Source organism: Bifidobacterium angulatum DSM 20098 = JCM 7096 (genome assembly GCF_001025155.1).
GTDB lineage: Bacteria > Actinomycetota > Actinomycetes > Actinomycetales > Bifidobacteriaceae > Bifidobacterium > Bifidobacterium angulatum.
Genome location: NZ_AP012322.1, coordinates 923805 through 944082, shown reverse-complemented (window position 1 = coordinate 944082; position 20278 = coordinate 923805). Strand labels below are relative to the sequence as shown.

Genomic DNA, 20278 nt, shown 5'->3' with positions numbered 1-20278 from the left:
CCTTCTCTCTGCCTCCATGGTAGCGTCACCACACGCCCATACCGTGCCGCCGTTCGCCCCTCAGCGATCATCAGCCGATTCACCGGCATGCAGAGCATCATACAACGCCTGCGCCTTGGCATGTCCGATGCCCCTGACCGCTTCGAAATCCTCGACGCTGGCCGAACGCATGGCCTTGACGGAACCGAACTGCGCAAGCAGACGTTTCTGATACTGCTCGCCGATACCGGGGATGCCGTCAAGCGCACTGCGCAGCGAGCCCTTCCTTCTCATCTGACGATGATAGGTGATGGCGAATCGGTGTGACTCGTCACGTACGCGCTGCAGAAGATACATTCCCTCGGACTGACGCTTGAGAATAATCGGATAGTCATCGTCGGGGACCCAGACCTCTTCGAGACGCTTGGCCAGTCCGCAGACCGCGACATCCGTGACCCCACAATCCTTAAGGGCCTTCGCCGCGGCCATGGCCTGCGGCTTGCCGCCATCGACCACCACAAGATTCGGCTTATAGGCGAAATGACGCCGATCCGGATTCTGTCGCACGACCTCCGCTTCATCATCCAGACCGTCTTGCCCGGCCTTCGTGCCACCGGTAGCGCCGGCAACCGCACGCTCCGCCTCCATGCTTTCCCCCGAATCGCCTGCGATATTGCCGTGGCGGAATCGTCGGGTCAGAGTCTCATACAATGCGGAAAGATCATCGAGCGCACCCTTGCCGTCATCGCCTCGTATGGCGAAACGCCGATATTCGCTTTTCTTCGCGACCGCGTCCTCGAACACCACCATGGAGGCAACCTGGAATGCACCGCCCACCGTGTTCGAGATGTCGTAGCACTCGATACGCAGCGGCGCCTCCTCCAAACCCAAGGCCTCCGCCACCTCGTTCATGGCGCGTGTGCGGGCGCCCATATCGCTGACACGACTCATCTTCGCACGCTGCAACGCCTGTGAGGCGTTCTCGTTCGCACGATCCATGAGCTGTTTCTTATCACCGCGCACGGCGACACGTATCGATACCGTTCCCCCACGCAAGTCCGTCAGCCACTGTTCGATCTCCTCGCGCCGATTCGGTTCAATGGGAACGATGACCTCACGTGGCACGGGAGCCACCGGCGCCAGCAGATCGGCACGCCCCGTCTGTTCCTGCCGCTGGTTCCGTTCGCGTGTTGCCTGCGCACGGGATACGGCATCCGTAGCGGTAACCGTCTGCGTAGGCGCCAGCGCATCTCGCGATGTGACGATACGCGTGCCGGCGTCGACAGTGGAAAATCCCGATTCGTCAGCACCGACAGACTCCGCATACACACGCACCATAAGATCGGCCATAAGATCGGCATCATCGATGTCCTCGACGCGTTCGACGCTCCAATTACGCTCGCCGCGAATCGAACCCGCACGAACGAAGAAGACATGCGCGGATGCCTCAAGCTCATCGGTGGCGAATCCGAATACGTCGGCGTCGACCTGATCGTCCATCACCACGGCATTGCTTTGCACCACCGTGGACAACAGCTGGATCTCGTCGCGCAGACGCGCGGCCTTCTCAAATTCCAGGTCGGCACTGGCCGACTTCATGTCGCGGGTGAGTTGCGCGATATAGGATTTGCCAATACGCCCGGTCATCACCCCCACCAGCTGCTCGACCATGCGACGATGCTCCGCCTTGCCGATACGCCCGACACATGGCGCAGAGCATTTGCCGATGGATGCAAGCAGACATGGACGATTTGTCAGCTCGGCCTTATGGAACGCGTTGTTGTTGCAGGTGCGGACAGGGAAGGTGCGCAGCAGCGCGTCAAGACTATGCCGCATCGGCCACACCTTGGCATACGGGCCGAAATACCTGCTATCCCTGCGGTTGCGACTGCGCGTCACCCATACGCGTGGATAATCCTGGCCGATGGACACCGCCAGATACGGGTAGGTCTTATCATCCTTGAACTGCACATTGAACCGTGGATCGAACTCCTTGATCCACGTATATTCCAATGTCAGCGATTCCAGCTCGCTACCGACCACGGTCCATTCCAAACTGCGGGCGGTAAGCACCATGGTCTGCGTGCGTGGATGCAGCTGATACAGCGGCTGGAAATAATTGGTCAGACGATTGCGCAGGTTCTTCGCCTTGCCGACATAGATGACACGCCCTTCGCCATCGCGCCATTTATAGACGCCCGGCTCGGCCGGAATATCGGAGGTCTTCGGCCGGAACAGATCACGCGTGTCACCCAGCAGGGGCGCACCGTTCCTATTCACTCCCCTGCCTTCCTCGGTTCCTGGGCGCTGACTCCGCTGCTCATGCAGCAAGGCCGAGGCCGTCTTTTGCCATTCGTCGGGACTGTGTTTCTCAAATATCGAACTCATAGCATCGTTTTCAGGAACTTACCGGTCCAGGATCCCTCACACTGGGCAATCTGCTCAGGCGTGCCCTCGGCAATGACCGTGCCGCCGCCGTCGCCGCCTTCCGGTCCAAGATCGATCACCCAGTCGGCGGATTTGATCACATCGAGGTTGTGCTCGATGACGATAACCGTATTGCCCTTATCGACCAGTCCCTGCAATACCTTGAGCAGCTTATTGACGTCTTCGAAGTGCAGACCGGTGGTCGGTTCGTCGAGTATATACACGGTTTTGCCATCGGAACGTCGCTGCAGTTCGGTGGCAAGCTTGACGCGCTGCGATTCACCGCCGGAAAGCGTCGGGGCAGGCTGACCGAGACGAATATAGCCGAGCCCGACATCCACAAGCGTGTTCAGATAACGCGAGATGCCGGTGTACGCCTTGAAGAACTCGGCGGCCTCCTCGATGGGCATGTCGAGGATGTCTGCAACGGTTTTGCCGTTGTACGTCACTTCGAGGGTCTCACGGTTATAGCGCTTGCCGTGGCAGGTTTCGCATTCCACGTAGACGTCGGGCAGGAAGTTCATTTCGATCTTCAATGTGCCATCGCCATGGCAGGCCTCGCAGCGCCCGCCCTTGACATTGAAGCTGAAGCGGCCGGGGCCATAGCCACGCACCTGGGCCTCTGGCGTTTTGGCGAACAGGGCGCGGATCTTATCCCATACGCCGGTGTATGTGGCCGGATTCGAACGAGGCGTACGCCCGATGGGGTTCTGATCGACGTGGATGACCTTCTTCACCTGGTCGAGGCCTTCCACACGCGTATGCTTGCCCGGTACAATGCGCGCACCGTTGAGCCTGTCGGCCAGAACGGGGTACAGAATCGTGTTGACCAGCGACGACTTGCCGGATCCGGAGACGCCGGAGACAACGGTGAAAACACCAAGCGGGAAATTGACATTGATGTTCTTCAAGTTGTTTTCGCGTGCACCGACCACGCGCAGCTGCGCGGTCTTACGCACCTTACGGCGACGCTTCGGCACCGCAATCTCACGCCGATGGGCGATATAGTCTCCGGTAATCGATCGCTTGGCCCTCGTCAACTGCTTGGCAGGGCCGGAATAGACGACCTCACCGCCATGTTCGCCGGCGCCCGGTCCAATGTCGACCAGCCAATCGGCCTCACGAATCGTATCCTCATCATGTTCGACGACGATAAGCGTATTGCCGAGATCCCGCAGATGATGCAGCGTCTCGATCAGACGCTCGTTATCACGCTGATGCAATCCGATGGACGGTTCATCCAGCACATACATCACGCCGACCAGACCGGAGCCGATCTGCGTGGCAAGACGGATACGCTGCGCTTCGCCGCCGGACAGCGTGGCTGCGGCACGCGACAGCGTCAGATAATCAAGACCGACATCGTTCAGGAAGCCAAGACGCGCCTTGATCTCCTTGAGCACCTCGCCCGCGATCAACGCCGCGGAGCCGGTGAGCTTCAGGCCACGCACCCATTCCAATTCCCGCACCACGGGCATATCGCACACATCGAAAATGGACTTCCCGTCGACGGTGATGGCCAGCACTTCGGGCTTGAGTCTGCGCCCCTTGCACTCCTGGCACGGCACCTCACGCATGTAGGACTCGTAGTACTGCTTCATCGCCTCGGAATCGGTTTCCTCATGGCGACGCATCAATGTGCGTACCACTCCCTCAAAACCGGTGGAGTATTCGCGCAGACGCCCCCAACGATTGCGATAGGAGACGTTGACCTTGAAATCATGACCGAACAGGATGTCATGCCGTACGTTCTCCGGCAGATCCTTCCACGGGGTGTCCATGGAGAAGCCCATGTCTTCAGCCAAGCCTTCAAGCACATGCCGATAATACTGGGACGTCATCTTGGTATTCGACCACGGCTCGATGACACCCTCATTCAACGACTTGTCGGGGTCGGCGATGACGAGTTCCGGATCGATCTCCAATTTGAAACCAAGGCCGGTGCACACCGGGCAGGCGCCATACGGTGCGTTGAAGGAGAACGTGCGCGGCTCGATCTCGTCCAGTTCAAGCGTATGGCCGTTAGGGCAGCAACGGTGTTCGGAGAATGGCTGCCGCCGCGCCGCACTGCCTTCCTCCTCGTCCACGTAGTCGATGACGATGCTGCCGTTGGCGAGACGCAACGCGGTTTCGACGGAATCGGTAAGCCGCTGGCGCACACCATCTTTGACCACCAGGCGGTCCACCACGACTTCGATGGTGTGCTTACGGGTCTTCGCAAGTTTGATATCGTCGGACAGCTGGCACATCTTGCCGTCGATCAGTGCACGGGCGTAGCCGTCGGAACGCAGCAGCTCGAGCATGTCCACAAATTCACCCTTACGACCTTTGACCACGGGCGCAAGAATCTGGAATCGTGTGCGTTCCGGCTTGGCAAGCAGGGTATCCACGATCTGCTGCGGGGTCTGCGCCTGCACCAGCTCACCGCATTCGGGGCAATGCGGTACGCCGGTACGCGCGAACAGCAATCGCAGATAATCATAGATCTCGGTGATGGTGCCGACCGTGGAGCGCGGATTACGATTGGTGGTCTTCTGATCGATGGACACCGCCGGCGACAGTCCTTCGATGAAATCGACATCCGGCTTGTCCATCTGGCCAAGGAACTGGCGTGCATAGGCCGACAACGACTCGACATAACGGCGCTGCCCTTCGGCGAACAAAGTATCGAACGCCAGCGAGGATTTCCCCGAGCCGGACAAGCCGGTGAACACCACCATACGGTTCCGGGGAATGGACAGATCCACATTCTTGAGATTATGCTCTCGCGCGCCTTGAATGGTGATCTTCAGATCATTGGGGATATGCGAGATATCCGCTACAAGGCAGCCGTTGCGTTCCACAAGCGGAGCCTTCGCTATCTCCCTGGAAAGAAAGGAGTCGCTGGTCATCACTTTTTCAACGACGACTTCACCGTTCCTGCCGTGGCTACCACCGTTTGATCTGGCCATACACGTCTCCTCATACGTTGAGCGTTCGCTGTGCTTGACTTAGAATACCTCAATCCAACGGTTTTTTCGAACAGATGTTCGCCTGCGGCGTTGCGGCTCCATGGTATGCCTAAACGCCGTAAGGCCGCCCCCATGGGCGGCCTTACAACATCATTCGTCTTTCTCGCTTCCACTACTTCTTGCGCGGAACATAGATGACGGTATCGATCAATTCGCGGTAATGATTGATGATCTGCACACGCCGAGTCTTCAAACTTGGCGTCAGCATGCCGTTGGCCTCGGTAAACTCATCGGGCAGAATCTCGAACTTGCGAATGGACTCGGCACGGGATACTCCCTCGTTCGCCGCATTGATCACACGCTCGACTTCGGCATGGACGATGGGGTTCTTCGCCAACGCCTCACGATCAGGCTCCCCCTGAGCGCCCTGGGAGGCAAGCCACGCATTCGCATCCGCAAGATCCAGCGTGACCAGAGCGGCGACGAACGGCTTTTTGTCGCCGATGACCAGGCACTGACTCACTACAGGAGACGTCATGACGGCCGCTTCAAGAATACCGGGAGACACGTTCTTGCCGCCGGCGGTGATGATCAGATCCTTCTTGCGCCCGGTGATGGTCACGAAACCATCCTCGCTGATGCTGCCCAAGTCGCCTGTATGCAGCCAGCCATCGGTGATCTGCTGCTCGGTGACTTCAGGCTGATTATGGTAACCCTTACATACCAGCGAGCCGCTGATGCACAGCTCGCCGTCCTCGGCAATGCCGACGGTCACACCGTTCAACGGCTTGCCGATGGTGCCGATCCGGTTGTCTTCCGGAAGGCTCACGCATACGGGCCCGCAGGTCTCCGTCATGCCGTAGCCTTCCAGCAGCCGCATGCCGATGCCGTTAAAGAAGTGGGACAGTTCGGCATCCATCGGAGCGCCGCCGGTAATGGCGCATTGCGCGTTCGGACCGAAAATGGTGCGGATCTTCTTATAGACCAGCTTCTCGTACACAGCGTGAGCCAGACTCAGGCGCAGCGACGGGCGCATACCGGACTGCTGCACATGGGACCATTCGCGAGCGACCTTCGCGCCACGGGCGAACAGCTTGCCCGCAACACCCGAACCGGCACGTTGGGAAGCGGCATTGTAGACCTTCTCGAATACACGCGGCACGGCAAGCAGCAGGGTCGGACCGAACCCCTCGAAATCCTTGACAATGGTCTTCATGCTCGAACTCAATCCAAGTGTCAGCGTGCCGGCATAGCTGAGCAGCGACATATAACGGGCGAACACGTGACTCAACGGCAGGAACAGCAGTAGACGACGACCGGGCGCATCAACCACACCAGGCATGTACTGCTTTGCGGACAGGCACAGGAACGCAAAATTGCCATGGCTGAGTTCCACACCCTTGGGCGTCCCCGTGGAGCCTGACGTGTATACGATGGTCGCCAGAGCATCGCCATGCACGGCATTCTTGCGGTCCCAGAACTCCTTATCGCTGACATCCGTGCCGAAGGCGATAATCGCGTCGACGGCGCCGGCCTCCATCATGAAGACTTCACGCAGACTTGGCGCTTCGTCCTTGATGCTTTCGATCTTGTCGCGCTGCGTATCATCCTGCGCAATGGCAAGCGCCACCTTCGAATCGTTGAAGATGTTCCTGATCTGTTGTGCGGAATTGGTCTCATAGACCGGAACGGTAATCGCGCCAACGGCCATAATGGCCATATCAAGAGCCGTCCACTCCCAGCAGGTGCGGGCGATGATGGACACGGCGTCGCCTTTTGTGATGCCCCAACCGATCAGACCTTTGGCGATGTCAATGACTTTCTGACGGAACTCGCGGGCGGTGAAGGAATGCCACCGGCCTTCCTCGTCCTTGTATTCCACCATCGAGCCCTCAGGGTCGCGCTGCGCACGGCCATCAAGCAAATCGAACAGATTGATGTCGTTATCAATCGGTGTGTTCAGCGGATTGGTGAACTTTTCGACCATAGTGGTCGAGTTCGTCTTCTGATCTGTATGTTCAGCCATACCCCTATTGCTACCTCACGGCGGATACAAATCAGCTGGCGCATGCCATGTCTCCTACCCGCTCTGGGTATTCGCCGCATCGGACGGCAACCGTCAGGCTCCGACCATAACCATCGGAGCCGGGCCCGACGGCGAGTCGCGTAGGCTCACTCCTCGGCGACCAGATCAAGATAGGAATCGTTCCACAGATCCTCGTCGCCATCGGGCATCAGCAGCACACGCTCGGGATTGAGCGCCTGCACCGCACCCTCATCGTGCGTGACCAGCACGATGGCGCCCTCATATTTGGCGATGGCCTTGAGGATCTCATCACGGGACGCTGGATCGAGATTGTTGGTCGGCTCATCAAGCAGCAGTACATTCGCCCTCGACGTGACCAACGTGGCCAAGGCCAGACGCGTCTTCTCACCGCCGGAAAGCACGCGGGCAGGCTTCATGGCATCGTCGCCGGAGAACAGGAACGAGCCCAGAATGCTGCGCGCCTGGGTGTCGTCGAGTTCCGGAGCGACGTGAACCAGGTTCTGCAGAACAGTCGCATCAAGATCGAGAGTGTCGTGCTCCTGAGCGAAATAGCCGATCTTGCACCCATGCCCATACTCGACGGAACCGGTATCGGGCTTTTCGATATGGGCCAGCAGACGCAACGTAGTGGTTTTACCGGCGCCGTTGTAGCCAAGAATCACCACACGAGACCCCTTGTCGATGGCAAGATTCACGCCGGCGAACACGATGTTCGAGCCATACGCCTTGGAGATGTCCTTTGCCATGATGGGGGTCTTGCCGCAGGGGGCCGGCTCGGGGAAACGAATATCGGCGACTTTCTCCGCCTTCTGCGCCTCTGAGGTGTTTTCGAGCAGCTTTTCGGCACGACGCATCATGTTCTGAGCGGCCACGGCCTTGGTGGCCTTGGCATGCAGACGAATGCCCTGCTTCATCAGACGTTCGGCCTTCTTCTCCGCCACTTCGCGTTCGCGGCGACGACGCTCCTCATCGACTACGCGCTGATGCAGATAGGCCTTCCAACCGAGGGAATACATGTCGATCTGGCCGAGCTGCGCGTCCAAATGCCACACCTTGTTCACCACTTCATCCAGCAGCTCCGTGGAATGAGAGATGACCAGGAAGCCACCTTCATATTTCTTGAGGTATCCGCGCAACCATTCAATGGAGTCGGCATCCAAATGGTTGGTCGGCTCGTCGAGGATCAGAGTGTCGGCATCGGAGAACAGGATTCTGGCCAACTCGATACGACGTCGCTGACCACCGGACAGCGTGCCGAGCTGCTGTTCCATAACATCCTGCGGCAGGCCAAGGGACGCGGCCATGGTGATGGCCTCGGACTGCGCGGCGTAGCCACCGGCTTTGTCGAAATCCTGCATGGCCTTGTCGTAGCGGTTCATGGCCTTGGTCATCACATCCGGGTCGGGATCGGTCATATCCTTTTCGGCCTTGCGCATGCGGCTGATGATCGAAGCGATATCTCGGGCGCTCATCATGCGGTCGAGCGCAGTCTGCGTCGGGTCGCTGGCATGAGTGTCCTGCGGAAGATACCCGAGCTTTCCGGAAACACGCACTTTGCCCGCGGTAGGGAGCATGTCACCGGTAATCACACGGGTCAATGTGGTTTTGCCTGCGCCGTTGCGGCCGACCAGACCGATCTTATCCCCCTTTGACACATGGAAGTCGGTGGGATGAAGCAACGTACGCGCACCGATCTGAATCTCCAGACCCTTTGCCTCAATCGCCATGCTTCGCCCTTCTCTTTCCGATATCGTGTGTTACTTAAGCCAAGGGAATACTATAGCAACACCCGACCCTCCACATTCCGCATGCGTCTAGGCCGCCCGCCGAGGACGGGGAAACGACTGCGGATCAGGACTGCGCTGCCTCATTGATGCAGTGGATGGCGTTCAGCGTACGCGGATAACCGATATACGGCATGCATTGGGACACTACCGCGATAAGGAACGGCTTCTCGTTGCCCACGGCCAGATTCGCCTTCGCATGCGCCACGAGCTGCGGCTCGCAGCCGCCTTGAGCTGCCAGGAAGCACAGGGTGATCATCTCGCGTTCGCGGATGGTCAGACCGTTGCGCGTGTAGTAGTCGCCGAAACAGTTGTCGGCCAGCCACTTGTTGATATGACAGGTCTCTTCCGGCCCCGATTGCGCGAAACCGCGCATGTTCTCGCCGAAGATGTCGATCTGCGCCTGTTCGCCGGCAGCGGCACGGGTCTCGGGCGTGGTGGTGGATTGGCCTTCCAACGGCAGATTGATGTCCTTGTCGATGAACACCTCGTTGGTCGTTTTCAGGAACGGAAGCACACGTCCGAATCCCAGATATGCGACGGCCTGATAGACCACTTCCTTCACCTGCACCGGGGTGACGCCCGTCTCCAGGGCGACGGGCAGCATCATCTCGTAGGCGTCGACGCCCTGGCAGCCGATCAGCGTGGCGAGAATCGCCATGGAACGGGTGGCATCGTCAAGATCGGGATGCTGCGCGCCAGGCTCGTTCACCACCTCGTCGTAGGCGAAACGAGAGAATAATTCGATGAATTCGGAATCGCCCTGTTCGAGTGTGATCTTGCCGTCGGAGAACAATCCGTTCCTCTTGCCGAACATATATGCCAACCTTTCCTCGCGTTTGGCTGCTCATCCACTAATTCGCCCGGCAATCGTCAGATGTTCGACCGCCTACGCTCCCCTATACCTTATGCCCGGCTGGTTCGCTCTTCAAATAAGCCCGGTCGATACCTTTCCATGCACACGTCACATGGAAACCCGCCTTGCTCTCTTCTGCTCCCTCAATGGCAAGTGCGTCTCCCCCAACCGGAAGGAGACGCACCGCAACGTCGGCAAGCCGGAACGGCAATCAGACTTCGCTTACGCGCAGCAGCGACTTGATGGTCTTGCGCTGATCCATCGCATCGTATGCGGCCTGGATGTCATCCAGCGTGAATTCCGCGGTGAACACACGACCCGGGTGAATCTCTCCATTGAGCACCAGGTCGAGCAGGTGATCGACCGCGGTGTCATAATGACGCACCGGAGCCGGACCGCCACGCAAACCGACATTGCGGTAGAACAGTCCCGGAATATCGGCTTCGACGCCATGCGGTAGGCCGACGCGCCCGACAACGGCACCACAGCGGGCGACCTTCATGGCTGTGTCATTGGACAGTGCGGAGCCCACGCATTCAAGCACCGCATCGGCACCATAGCCATCGGTCATCTCCATAACGCGTGCCACAGCTTCGTCGCCACGCTCTTCGACAATGTCGGTCGCGCCGAATTCACGGGCCAGCGCCTGACGGTCGGCATGACGGCTCATGGCGATGATGCGCCTGGCTCCACGGATCTTTGCGGACAGCACGCCGCACAACCCCACCGCGCCGTCACCGAACACCACGACGGTGTCCCCCGGCTTGACTTCGGCGGAGGCGGCCGCATGGTACCCAGTCGGCATCACATCAGACAAGGCCAGCAAGTCGGCAAGCTGTTCATCGGTGAAGGACTTCGCTTCGCCAGGCACCACAACAAGCGTGCCATTGGCGTGGGGCACACGCAGATACTGCGCCTGACAGCCCAATCCCTCGCCACCGAAATAACCGCCATGTGGGCAGGATGATTCGAATCCGGCCTTGCATACCGGGCATTCGCCACACGAGTATGGGAACGGCACGATGACGAAATCGCCGGGTTTGGCGATGGTGACATCACCGCCGACGGATTCAACCACGCCGATGGCCTCATGACCGGTCTGCGTATCGGCTTCACAGCCATCGCGGAAAAACCATAGGTCCGAACCGCACACGCAGGCACGCACCACGCGGATAATCGCGTCATCGGATTCGATGAGCGTCGGCTTGGCGTGTTCCTCACAGGCCATGGTCTTAATGCCCTTATAGATTGCTGATTTCATGTTCCACTCCTTCATAGGAAAGACTCCAACAACTATCCGATCAGGTAACACTGCGCATGCAAGGTATCACGCCACATGGGAACCATGCTGTTGGCGTTTGACCACCTCGACAATGTCTCGGTTCTCCTCCAGCAAACGTTCCGCCTCATCCTGGTGGCCTTCCGCGACCGCCCTCCAGTACAGGGTCTTGAACGACACATACGCCTGCTGCATACGGATGCTCTCCGCCTTGGCCGCCAAACGCAATGCCTGTTCGTCCAGCAATTCCATCTGCCTGCGAGCGCCTTCCTGCCCGTCTGTGGCGTTGGCGAGGTATTCTCGCATGGCGTCTAGTGGCATGCCGGTTGCGGAGAGGCAGGAGATGGTGGTGAGTGATTGCAGGTCGTCGTCCGAGTACATGCGGTGACCGGAGCTGGGGTCGCGGGCGATTGGTGTGATGATGCCGATCTGCTCGTAGTAGCGTAGTGTCGTTTCGGGCAGTCCTGAGATCATTGAGGCTTGCCGTATTGTGTGCCAGGCGTGTGTTGTGTTACCCATGGTTCGCACTCTATGGACTTCGAGTGCTCGAAGTCCAGTGTCGGAGTGTTGCGTGGTGGGGGTGTTCTGAGCGGTTCGGTGGGAGGTCAGCCTAGGCGTTCCTTGAGCCATGGGCCGATGAGTGTGCCGACTTGTTTGGCCATGTACCGGTAGCCGTAGTCGCTTGGGTGGAATCGGTCGTGTGCGTAGAAGCGTGCTTGGTCAGCGTGGATGCCTTCGTGGGTCATGTCGAGGAATAGCGCGCCTTTTTGGCTGCATATGGTTTTGCTGGCTTTGGTTTGGTCGTCGGTCATGGTTTCGATGACTTTGCGTAGTGAGGCTCCCAGTGATGGGCTGCGGTAGAGTTGCGCTGCGCTGAATACGATGATGTTGTCACTGATGGCTTGTGCTTCGTCCAGTGTGGCGGCGAGATCGGTCTTCCATTCCGCAAGGCTTCGTCTGGCCATAAGGTCGTTGGATCCGGCGCATAGGATGAGCAGGTCCGCTGTTCCGTGTACTTCGGGTAGGAGACGGTAGCGTACCCGTCGCATGGTTGCGCCGAGTTTGCCGTGCGCTTCCCAGTCGATGGGTTTGTTCAGTATGTTTGAGAATTCGGCTGCCATGTCTGGGGTGAATCCTTGGGCTTGGTTGTCGACGCCGCATCCGGCGATCATGGAGTCACCGACTGTTACGAACCGTAATGGCGTCGTTTGATTGGTTGCGACGCCTATTGAACCGTGTCGTTCTCCTTCGGGTTCGGGGTCGAGGTGGATGCTGTGCTGTGCCCACCATGCTTCGGCCAGTGCAAGGATGTTCATGCGTGTTCCTTTTCTGTTGTTGCCGGATGCGCCATGTTGCGCTGTTGTGCTGTTCGGGTTTGGGATGCTAGCGGAAGATGACGTGCTTGCATAGCGGGTAGCCCCATGCGAATTGGCATCCCATGGTCAGGAATTTCACGAGGATTGCGTTCCAGCCGAGATTCTGGGGCAGCCAGGTGAGCATGGTTGAGCCGAAGAGGTAGTTCCATGCCCATAGTGTGATGAACAGTATGACGCTTCGTGTGAAGTTGCTGGATGATTTGAAGGTCACGTTGCGGTTCATGAGGAAGTTGTAGGACGCTGACAGCACGATGGCGACGGCGTTGGCGATGGTGGATGGCACTGTCAGCAGGTGCAGGAGGGTGAACGATCCGAATTCGACGAGGGTCTGCGTGGCGGAGACCATCAGGTATGGCAGCAGCGTTCTGCGTCGCGGGTTCTGTGTGATGCCGTCGTCGGCATGTTCCTGCCGTCTGTTCGCCTTGTCGTGTGTGTTGTTCATCGCATGCACCTCGTGTGGTTTGCCACGGTCGTTTGCTTAGTATAGGCGTGTTCGCGGGTATTGGGCGTGTTCGGGTATCGCCGATGCGCATGCCGTGGTTTCGTGGGCATCGGGTAGTCTGCTGTTGGTTTTGTCGTGTGGCCGTCGGGCCACCTTGAACATGTCGAAGGAGAAAAACAATGACATATTCGCATAATGCGCCGTTCCGCGCCGATGTGGTCGGTTCCTATCTGCGTCCGGCCGAGTTGAAGCAGGCGCGTGCCGATTTTGCCGCCGGCGCCATCGATGCCGCGGCGTTGAAGGCTGTCGAGGACAGGCTTATCACCGAGCTTGTGGCCAAGCAGAAGGCCGCGGGTCTGCATGTCATTACCGATGGCGAGTTCCGTCGCGGCTGGTGGCATTTCGATTTCATGTGGGGCTTCAACGGTGTGGATCATGCTGCCGCCGCGCATCGTGTTGCGTTCCACGACGAGGTCACTCCGGCCGATACCGCCATTGTGACCGGCAGGATCTCCGGTGAGAACCATCCGTTCGTCGAGCATTTCAAGTTCGTCAAGCAGTTCGAGGATGAGGACACCGTGGCGCGTCAGACCATGCCGTCCCCCGCACAGACCCGATTCGTGCTCACCGGCAATGCGAGCGCCTACCCGTATGACGAGTTCTACAAGGATGATGACGAGCTGACCGCTGATATCGTTGCCGCTTACCGCCAGGTCATCGCCGACCTGTATGCGGCGGGCTGCCGCAATGTGCAGTTCGACGACTGCACGTGGACGCGTCTGTGCGACAAGAGCGTACGCGAGCGCCTTGGTTGGAGCGATGAGGATGCGCTGCGCCTGCAGCAGGAGAATCTCGATGTGATTAACGCGGTGATTGCCGATCAGCCTGCCGATCTGGCCATCAACACGCATATCTGCCGTGGCAACTTCCATTCCACCTGGCTGTCTTCCGGCGGTTATGCGCCGGTTGCCGCCAAGCTGTTCGGCGAGGAGAACGTGAATGCCTACTATCTGGAGTTCGATGATGATCGTTCCGGCGATTTCGCTCCGTTGGCCGAGGTGTCTGGCGATAAGAAGGTCGTGCTTGGTCTGATTACCTCCAAGAAGCCCGAGCTTGAGGATCCGCAGACCATCAAGGCGCGTATTGAGGAGGCTTCCAAGTATGTGCCGCTGGAGCGTCTGTGCCTGTCCACGCAGTGTGGCTTCGCTTCCACCGAGGAGGGCAATAAGCTCACCGAGGAGCAGCAGTGGGCCAAGATCGCTCTCGTGCAGTCCATTGCGAAGGATGTTTGGGGCGAGTGATTCCGGTTTGCCGTCTGCGTTTTCCATGCATGTGACGGTTTCCCGCCATCGATGAGATACAGCTGAGATGCGGCTCCGCTTGCAGGCGGCGAGCGCTTGGAACGGCCCGTGTGGCAACGTTGGGTTTCGACGTTGCCACACGGGCTTTCTTTGTTGTTGTGCTGCATGTAGCCGAAGGAGCCTCCGGCATGCCGTGCCGCCTGCCGCCATGCCGCCTGTGGGGATGGCACCGCAATGCGCCAAACGGATTGCCGTCTCCCCGCCCCGCGCGTATTCGCGTACTACAGTGGTTTCTGATATCCGTCTTACCAGGAAGGGGTTCCATGGACATCGCCAATGATGCTGACCGCCTGCAGGTCCTGTTATATAGCGCCTATGATTCCGACACCGTGCGCGGCATGGAGCGTCCGTTGCTTGATGATGGCGTGCCGCTGATGCGTATGGCGGCCTCGGCCGTTGCCGATACGACGATGCGGCTGCTGGACGATGAGGATCTTGCCGTGGAGGATTCCCGTATCGTCGTGTTGGCCGGTGCCGGCGATAATGGCGGTGACGGCTTGTATGCGGGTGCATTGCTCGCGCAGGAGGGTGCTCAGGTCACCGCCGTCGCGGTCGGCCGTTCCCTGCATGATGCCGCGTTCGCGGCGTTCGTGCATGCCGGCGGTCGTGTGCTTGTTCTCGATCCGAACGCCGATATTCCCGGTTGTGCCACTGGTTTTTCCGCTGGGGAGGCCGGGGAACGGCTCCAGGCGGCCGTGGAATACGCGAAAGGTTCGCATGTGGTTCTTGACGCGATGACCGGCATTGGTGTCAGCGGCGCTTTGCGTGGCATCCCCGGTACTCTTGCCTCATCCCTTGGCAGGATTTCGACGCCGCCTGACCGCCCGGCGCTTCCCCATGGCGAGCCGACCGGCGATCTGCCGCTGGTCGTAGCCGTCGATGCGCCGTCCGGGGTGGGTGTGAACGACGGGACGCTTCCCGGAGCGTATATTCCAGCCGATGTGACGGTGACGTTCGGCGCGATGAAGCCGTGCGCCATGGTTCCGCCGGCAGCCTACGCCTGTGGCAGGCTTGTTCTGGTCGATTTCGGGTTCGATATCACCGATCCCATGCCGGCGTTCGAGATGACGGATAGCGATTTCGCGGCCGAGTCGATCCGCCTGCCGCATCTGGAGGATGGCAAGTATTCGCGTGGTGTGGTCGGTCTGGTGACGGGTTCCGCACGATACCCCGGTGCGGCTGTGCTGACGGCGAAGTCGGCGGCCCGCTCCAATGCCGGCATGATTCGCTATATGGGTCCGCAACGTGCGCAGGACATGGTTCTGACGGCCGTGCCCGAGGCTGTGCTGGGCAAGGGGCACGTCCAGTCGTGGGTTATCGGTTCGGGTGTTCCGTCCAGCAGCGATGACGGTGCCGGCGAGGATATTCAACGTAAGACCATTGCCGTGCTGCTGGAGCATTACGCGCTGACCAACGACGATTCGACCGAGGGCAGGCAACGGAATGCCGAAGCGTATGCCATGCCGCCGATCATGGTGGATGCGGGCGCCCTGAGTCTGCTTCCCGCACATGTGCCGGCGCAAGTGGTCATCACCCCTCATGCCGGCGAACTGGCCGCATTGCTGAACCGTCTCCATCACGATGACGCCGATAGTCCCCTGACCCCGCAGGATATCCAAGCCGAACCGTTGCGCTATGCGACGATGGCCCACGAACTGACCGGTGCGACCGTGCTGCTGAAGGGCGCCATCACCATAGTGGTGGGCACCGACGAAGAGAAGCGGAGCCGTGTGATATTGTCCGGCCGGGCCCCAGCCTGGCTGAGTACAGCCGGAGCCGGAGACGTACTTGCCGGCATGCTGGGCGCCCTACTGGCCCAGCAGGGCGATCTGCTTGCAGACGAACCCGCGCATCTGCCCGAAGTGGCCGCGTCCGCAGCGTACCTGCACGGCCTGGCCGCGGCCACCGCCTCCGAATCGGAACAACGTGGATGGAACCGGCCCGAACTGGCCGGACGCGGCAAACAGCAGCGTTTCTCCTCGCTTGGCCACCCAATCATCGCCACGGATGTCATCGCTTCAATCCCCCAGGCCTTCGACGAACTGATTCGCTGACCGCCTACATGCCGAATGGGTGCGTGCCGACGCCGTTCCGTCGGTGGTGCCGGCACGCACCGAATATCCTCCCTGCCGTTGCCGCCCTTCCAGGACCACCCGGTAGGCATTGAAGCATTCTCCAGACTCCCCCTTAAGTTGTTGCACCGAAGAGCAATGGAGGGAGCATGCAACAGTTTTCCGTGGTATTGGACCAGCTTATCGGCATGGGCGTCATGCTGGCCGTGGGCGCGGTGTGCGTCAGGACGAAATTACTGAACGAGGAATCGTTGCAAGGCATATGCCGGCTGATCCTCAATGTCGGCATTCCGATGCTGGTGTTCTCCAATGCCATCTCCGGCACCACACGCGCCGACCTGTTCGCCTCCGCGGCGATCATCGGCATCACGATTCTGCTGTACGCGCTACTGATCGCTTCGATGTGGCTGCTGGCAAAACTGCTGCGTCTGCCCGGCGAACGCGGCCGCATGTTCCAAGGCGCTTTCATCTTCGGCAACGCAGGATTCATCGGCTTGCCGCTAGTTCTGGCATTGTTCCCGAAACATGGCGCATTGTATTTCGCGCTGATGTCGCTGACCGATCAGCTCTTTCTCTGGACCTACGGCGTATGGATCACCAAGCCGCGTTCGAATCGGCAGACCTTTGCCGACGAGCATCCGGCGACATCATTGGGGGCGAAGCTCCTTGGCATGCTGAGTCCCGCGCTGGTCGCGGTGATCCTGGCGATCGCGATCGTGCTCGCCGGCGTGCCGGTGCCGCAGACCGTAATAGCCCCTTTGCATTCGCTGGGCGCCATCTCCACGCCATTGTCCATGATCTATCTTGGCGGCCTGTTCATACTGCGTGATTGGGTCGGTGTATTGAAGCGGTACGAACTGTATGTCGGCATCGTGGCGAAGATGCTGCTGTTCCCCATCGCATTCCATGCGCTGCTCACCTATGTGCCGCCGACGATCGGCTTGGGCGCGGTTGCCCCGAGCATGGCGAATATGATGACGATCATCGCGGGACTGCCGACCATGAGTGCCATCGTCATGTTCTCGGAGCGTGAGCACAATATGCCCGAATACGCGGTGGGGCTGGTGCTGGCCACCACCGTGGCGAGCCTGTTCACGCTGCCTGCTGTGTCGTATCTGACGTTCTGAATCCTTCAATGCAGTCGCCGTCCGCCCGCCGAACCCCTGTATACTGAACACGGTTGTGCAAACGTAATCAATAATGCAAACGTAGTCAGTGCCGACATCATCAGAGGAAGAGCGCCATATGGATTTCTTGCCGAATATCGTCTACACACTGCTTGCCTATTCGCCGGAACTGCTGCTCACGTACGTGATCGTGGCGGCGATCATCGGGATGATCAAACGGGTACGGCGTGGGCTGCGGGACGATGGCTCGTTCATCAGACTGCTGGCGTCCCGGCTTGACAGGAATGGGCAGAAGGATGACGATGACGAACTGGCACGCGACCCGTATACCGCCGTAAACCTGCTGAACGGATATACACAGGGCGTGACCCCCACGCTCGACGCCGATGCCGCACCGCTACCACCCGAATCACTACGTACTCCTGCTCCCCTGCCGCCGGGTTTCGTGCGCCTCGACCAAGAGGCGGTGCCAACCGCGGGCGTCTTGGATGCAACGCTCTCCGCCCCCAGCCAGCCCTCTTCCCTGCCGCCGACGAATGCAAAGCACGTCACGGCCATCACCTTGGGCAGTGGCTCGAGCGTCGCCGCCATGCTACGCAATCTGCCAAGCGAATACCATGTCGTCGACGACGTGGTGATCGCCGACACCGCCGGCACTTCGACCGCCCACGCCACTACTACGACGTTGGACCATGTTGTCGTCTCGCCCTACGGCGTGTTCGTCATCGATGAGAAGGAAACCGTGGAACAACGCATCGAAGGCGACGTGCAGGAGCCGCGTTGGAGAGCCTGTTGGGGAGACGGACGCGACCCGTCACGCCCGGACAGGGAACTGTTCAATCCGATCATGGAGAACATCAGGCACGTGCAGGCGCTTGGGCATATTACCGGCATACTGGCTGAACAGTTCATATCGATCATCGTGTTCTGCGGCACCGATGTCGACCTCGAAGGTATCAGCGGACGCAAAAAACTGCTGTCAAGCACCCGAGGCATGCCATATCCGACCCGCATCATTACGGAAGACCAGCTGGAAGACGTTTTCAACGCCTACCGCAAACCGAGCATGAACAAATTCATCGTGCAGGCGAAAAGCGCCACAATCGCCTCGCTGAGCATGGTGGAGACGCATGGCGCTCCCGAAATCTAAGCCCTACCGCGCGTTTGCATGACCCGCCGCATGCCATGGCCTGCCCACGTTCACGCATCGTCGTGACCGGCCAGTACGGCGACGACGCATTGCACCACGGCGATCGCCGTCATGACGGTTATCGAGACAACGTATGCGCCGGTCAACTGATACAACGCGCCGAACAGCAGCGGACCAAGCGAGGCGATAAGGTAGCCGATCGACTGTGCGAAACCGGATAGTCGAACCGTTTCGGCGGCAGTGCGCCCGCGCATGGCGATCAGAGCCAGCGCCACCACCAGCGACGCACCCTGCCCAATGCCACCGATGAATGCCCATAATGGCATGCCGGCGGGCAACGCCAGCATGCCGACGCCCGCAACGACCATGGGCAGGCTCGAAGCCACAGCCGCGCAGATCTGACTGCCGTGGATCCGCATGAGTCTGGGGATCAGCAGACCGGAGAAAATGCCGGTGAACTGGAAGACGAACAGATGCACGCCCGCCGCCGTGGCACCGAACCCCGCATGCTCGGAAACGCTCGGCATCCAGTTCGACATGGTGTAGAACGCCGAAGATTGAGTGCCCATGAACAAGGTGACCCACCAAGTCATCGGGCGATGCAGCAATGCGGGCATGGAGCAGCCCGACCCGTCAGATGCCGTCATAGGCATCTGACGAAGCGCATTGCATGCATCAAAGGCCGCATCACGCCACGAATGCACTATCCTGGCGGTCCACAATACCGCGACGATCAGCGGAGGAACCGCCCAGAATGCAAGCGCGTAACGCCATCCACCCCACGCCTGCGCCATTGCGGATGCCGTAAGCCCGGCCGCCGCCGACCCGCAGGTGATGCATGCGGAGTAGATGCCCGTCGCCGTGGCGACATGATCCGCATAGTCGCGTTTGGCGATGACGGGCACCAGTACATTGCCGACCGCTATGGCCGAAGCGAACACCACCGTGCCGACCCATATTCCGACCCCGCCGGTGAACGAACGGATCACGTCCCCCAATGCGATGGCGATGAGCGCAAGCAGGATCGTGCAGTCGACGCCAATACGCGAGGTCAGCGACGGAACCAACGGGCTCACCGCGGCGAACGCCACAAGCGGAATCGCAGCCAGCAGCCCCTGCAATCCGCCCGCCCAGCCAAGATCGGAGCCAATGCGTTCGATCACAGGGCCGACCGCCGCGATGGAGGGGCGCAGATTCAGCGAAACAAGAAAGATCAGCGACGCCCACAGTCCCGTCGCCTTACGATCCGAAGCGAGGTGCAACCGTTTCGTTCCCATCATGCCCATCCCCTGCCTTTGCAAGTTCCAACCTCTACGTTCCGGCGCATTGCGACGGCAACGGTATCGTTATACACGCCCGTGCGAATCTGCCATATGCGAGACGGAGCGTTCCGCCACACTCAGGGGTACGGTACACTGGCGGTGCCG

Annotated in this window: 14 protein-coding genes; 4 read left to right on the top strand and 10 right to left on the bottom strand. The window is 59.7% G+C overall.

All coding sequences use genetic code 11. The features are described 5' to 3' along the window. Nucleotides 1-60 precede the first annotated feature (60 nt). From uvrC to BBAG_RS03710, 9 genes are all read right to left on the bottom strand, one after another. A complete protein-coding gene (uvrC, locus tag BBAG_RS03750; protein WP_003826263.1) occupies nucleotides 61-2367 on the bottom strand; it encodes an excinuclease ABC subunit UvrC in 2307 nt (768 codons plus the stop codon). After that, nucleotides 2364-5357 carry an excinuclease ABC subunit UvrA gene (uvrA, locus tag BBAG_RS03745; protein WP_003826261.1) on the bottom strand — a complete coding sequence of 998 codons (2994 nt, stop codon included), beginning with the start codon at nucleotides 5355-5357 and terminating at the stop codon, nucleotides 2364-2366. Before uvrA ends, uvrC begins: the two co-directional genes overlap by 4 nt. A gap of 172 nt (nucleotides 5358-5529) precedes the next feature. Beyond that, nucleotides 5530-7383, bottom strand: coding sequence for an AMP-dependent synthetase/ligase (locus tag BBAG_RS03740; protein ID WP_003826259.1), 1854 nt, complete (start codon nucleotides 7381-7383; stop codon nucleotides 5530-5532). Between the two features lie 146 nt (nucleotides 7384-7529). After that, nucleotides 7530-9131 (bottom strand): ABC-F family ATP-binding cassette domain-containing protein, encoded by a 1602-nt coding sequence (locus BBAG_RS03735; protein ID WP_003826257.1) that lies wholly within the window; start codon nucleotides 9129-9131, stop codon nucleotides 7530-7532. Nucleotides 9132-9255: 124 nt separating this feature from the next. Then, the gene (locus tag BBAG_RS03730) at nucleotides 9256-10005 is read right to left on the bottom strand and encodes a carboxymuconolactone decarboxylase family protein (RefSeq protein WP_003826256.1); all 750 of its coding nucleotides are present in this window, start codon (nucleotides 10003-10005) and stop codon (nucleotides 9256-9258) included. A 250-nt stretch (nucleotides 10006-10255) separates the two neighbouring features. Further along, a complete protein-coding gene (locus BBAG_RS03725) occupies nucleotides 10256-11305 on the bottom strand; it encodes a zinc-dependent alcohol dehydrogenase family protein (protein WP_081443759.1) in 1050 nt (349 codons plus the stop codon). A gap of 66 nt (nucleotides 11306-11371) precedes the next feature. Beyond that, complete coding sequence (locus tag BBAG_RS03720; RefSeq protein ID WP_081443758.1) at nucleotides 11372-11842, bottom strand: MerR family transcriptional regulator; 471 nt, start codon at nucleotides 11840-11842, stop codon at nucleotides 11372-11374. A gap of 86 nt (nucleotides 11843-11928) precedes the next feature. After that, the gene (locus BBAG_RS03715; RefSeq protein ID WP_003826251.1) at nucleotides 11929-12639 is read right to left on the bottom strand and encodes a GDSL-type esterase/lipase family protein; all 711 of its coding nucleotides are present in this window, start codon (nucleotides 12637-12639) and stop codon (nucleotides 11929-11931) included. 67 nt (nucleotides 12640-12706) lie between these two features. Beyond that, nucleotides 12707-13141, bottom strand: a complete 435-nt coding sequence (locus BBAG_RS03710; RefSeq protein ID WP_003826249.1) for a GtrA family protein — start codon at nucleotides 13139-13141, stop codon at nucleotides 12707-12709. A 179-nt stretch (nucleotides 13142-13320) separates the two neighbouring features. On the opposite strand from BBAG_RS03710, the gene BBAG_RS03705 reads away from it, so the two are divergent. The 4 genes from BBAG_RS03705 (at nucleotide 13321) to BBAG_RS03690 (ending at nucleotide 18851) form a co-directional block, all read left to right on the top strand. Then, nucleotides 13321-14442: a 5-methyltetrahydropteroyltriglutamate--homocysteine S-methyltransferase gene (locus BBAG_RS03705; RefSeq protein WP_003826245.1), complete on the top strand. Its 1122-nt coding sequence runs from the start codon at nucleotides 13321-13323 to the stop codon at nucleotides 14440-14442. 323 nt (nucleotides 14443-14765) lie between these two features. Then, nucleotides 14766-16556 carry a bifunctional ADP-dependent NAD(P)H-hydrate dehydratase/NAD(P)H-hydrate epimerase gene (locus BBAG_RS03700; RefSeq protein WP_003826243.1) on the top strand — a complete coding sequence of 597 codons (1791 nt, stop codon included), beginning with the start codon at nucleotides 14766-14768 and terminating at the stop codon, nucleotides 16554-16556. Between the two features lie 167 nt (nucleotides 16557-16723). After that, the gene (locus tag BBAG_RS03695; protein ID WP_003826241.1) at nucleotides 16724-17701 is read left to right on the top strand and encodes an AEC family transporter; all 978 of its coding nucleotides are present in this window, start codon (nucleotides 16724-16726) and stop codon (nucleotides 17699-17701) included. Between the two features lie 118 nt (nucleotides 17702-17819). Beyond that, complete coding sequence (locus BBAG_RS03690; RefSeq protein ID WP_003826239.1) at nucleotides 17820-18851, top strand: nuclease-related domain-containing protein; 1032 nt, start codon at nucleotides 17820-17822, stop codon at nucleotides 18849-18851. Nucleotides 18852-18901: 50 nt separating this feature from the next. Here the strand turns inward: BBAG_RS03690 and BBAG_RS03685 are convergent, their stop codons facing one another. Then, nucleotides 18902-20137, bottom strand: a complete 1236-nt coding sequence (locus tag BBAG_RS03685; RefSeq protein WP_003826236.1) for an MFS transporter — start codon at nucleotides 20135-20137, stop codon at nucleotides 18902-18904. Between the last annotated feature and the right edge of the window lie 141 nt (nucleotides 20138-20278).

Excerpts from the sequence above, each read along its gene's own strand:
- uvrC (WP_003826263.1), bottom strand. The coding sequence starts at position 2,367 with ATGAGTTCGATATTTGAGAAACACAGTCCCGACGAATGGCAAAAGACG.
- uvrA (WP_003826261.1), bottom strand. The coding sequence starts at position 5,357 with ATGGCCAGATCAAACGGTGGTAGCCACGGCAGGAACGGTGAAGTCGTC.
- BBAG_RS03740 (WP_003826259.1), bottom strand. The coding sequence starts at position 7,383 with ATGGCTGAACATACAGATCAGAAGACGAACTCGACCACTATGGTCGAA.
- BBAG_RS03735 (WP_003826257.1), bottom strand. The coding sequence starts at position 9,131 with ATGGCGATTGAGGCAAAGGGTCTGGAGATTCAGATCGGTGCGCGTACG.
- BBAG_RS03730 (WP_003826256.1), bottom strand. The coding sequence starts at position 10,005 with ATGTTCGGCAAGAGGAACGGATTGTTCTCCGACGGCAAGATCACACTC.
- BBAG_RS03725 (WP_081443759.1), bottom strand. The coding sequence starts at position 11,305 with ATGAAATCAGCAATCTATAAGGGCATTAAGACCATGGCCTGTGAGGAA.
- BBAG_RS03720 (WP_081443758.1), bottom strand. The coding sequence starts at position 11,842 with ATGGGTAACACAACACACGCCTGGCACACAATACGGCAAGCCTCAATG.
- BBAG_RS03715 (WP_003826251.1), bottom strand. The coding sequence starts at position 12,639 with ATGAACATCCTTGCACTGGCCGAAGCATGGTGGGCACAGCACAGCATC.
- BBAG_RS03710 (WP_003826249.1), bottom strand. The coding sequence starts at position 13,141 with ATGAACAACACACACGACAAGGCGAACAGACGGCAGGAACATGCCGAC.
- BBAG_RS03705 (WP_003826245.1), top strand. The coding sequence starts at position 13,321 with ATGACATATTCGCATAATGCGCCGTTCCGCGCCGATGTGGTCGGTTCC.
- BBAG_RS03700 (WP_003826243.1), top strand. The coding sequence starts at position 14,766 with ATGGACATCGCCAATGATGCTGACCGCCTGCAGGTCCTGTTATATAGC.
- BBAG_RS03695 (WP_003826241.1), top strand. The coding sequence starts at position 16,724 with ATGCAACAGTTTTCCGTGGTATTGGACCAGCTTATCGGCATGGGCGTC.
- BBAG_RS03690 (WP_003826239.1), top strand. The coding sequence starts at position 17,820 with ATGGATTTCTTGCCGAATATCGTCTACACACTGCTTGCCTATTCGCCG.
- BBAG_RS03685 (WP_003826236.1), bottom strand. The coding sequence starts at position 20,137 with ATGGGCATGATGGGAACGAAACGGTTGCACCTCGCTTCGGATCGTAAG.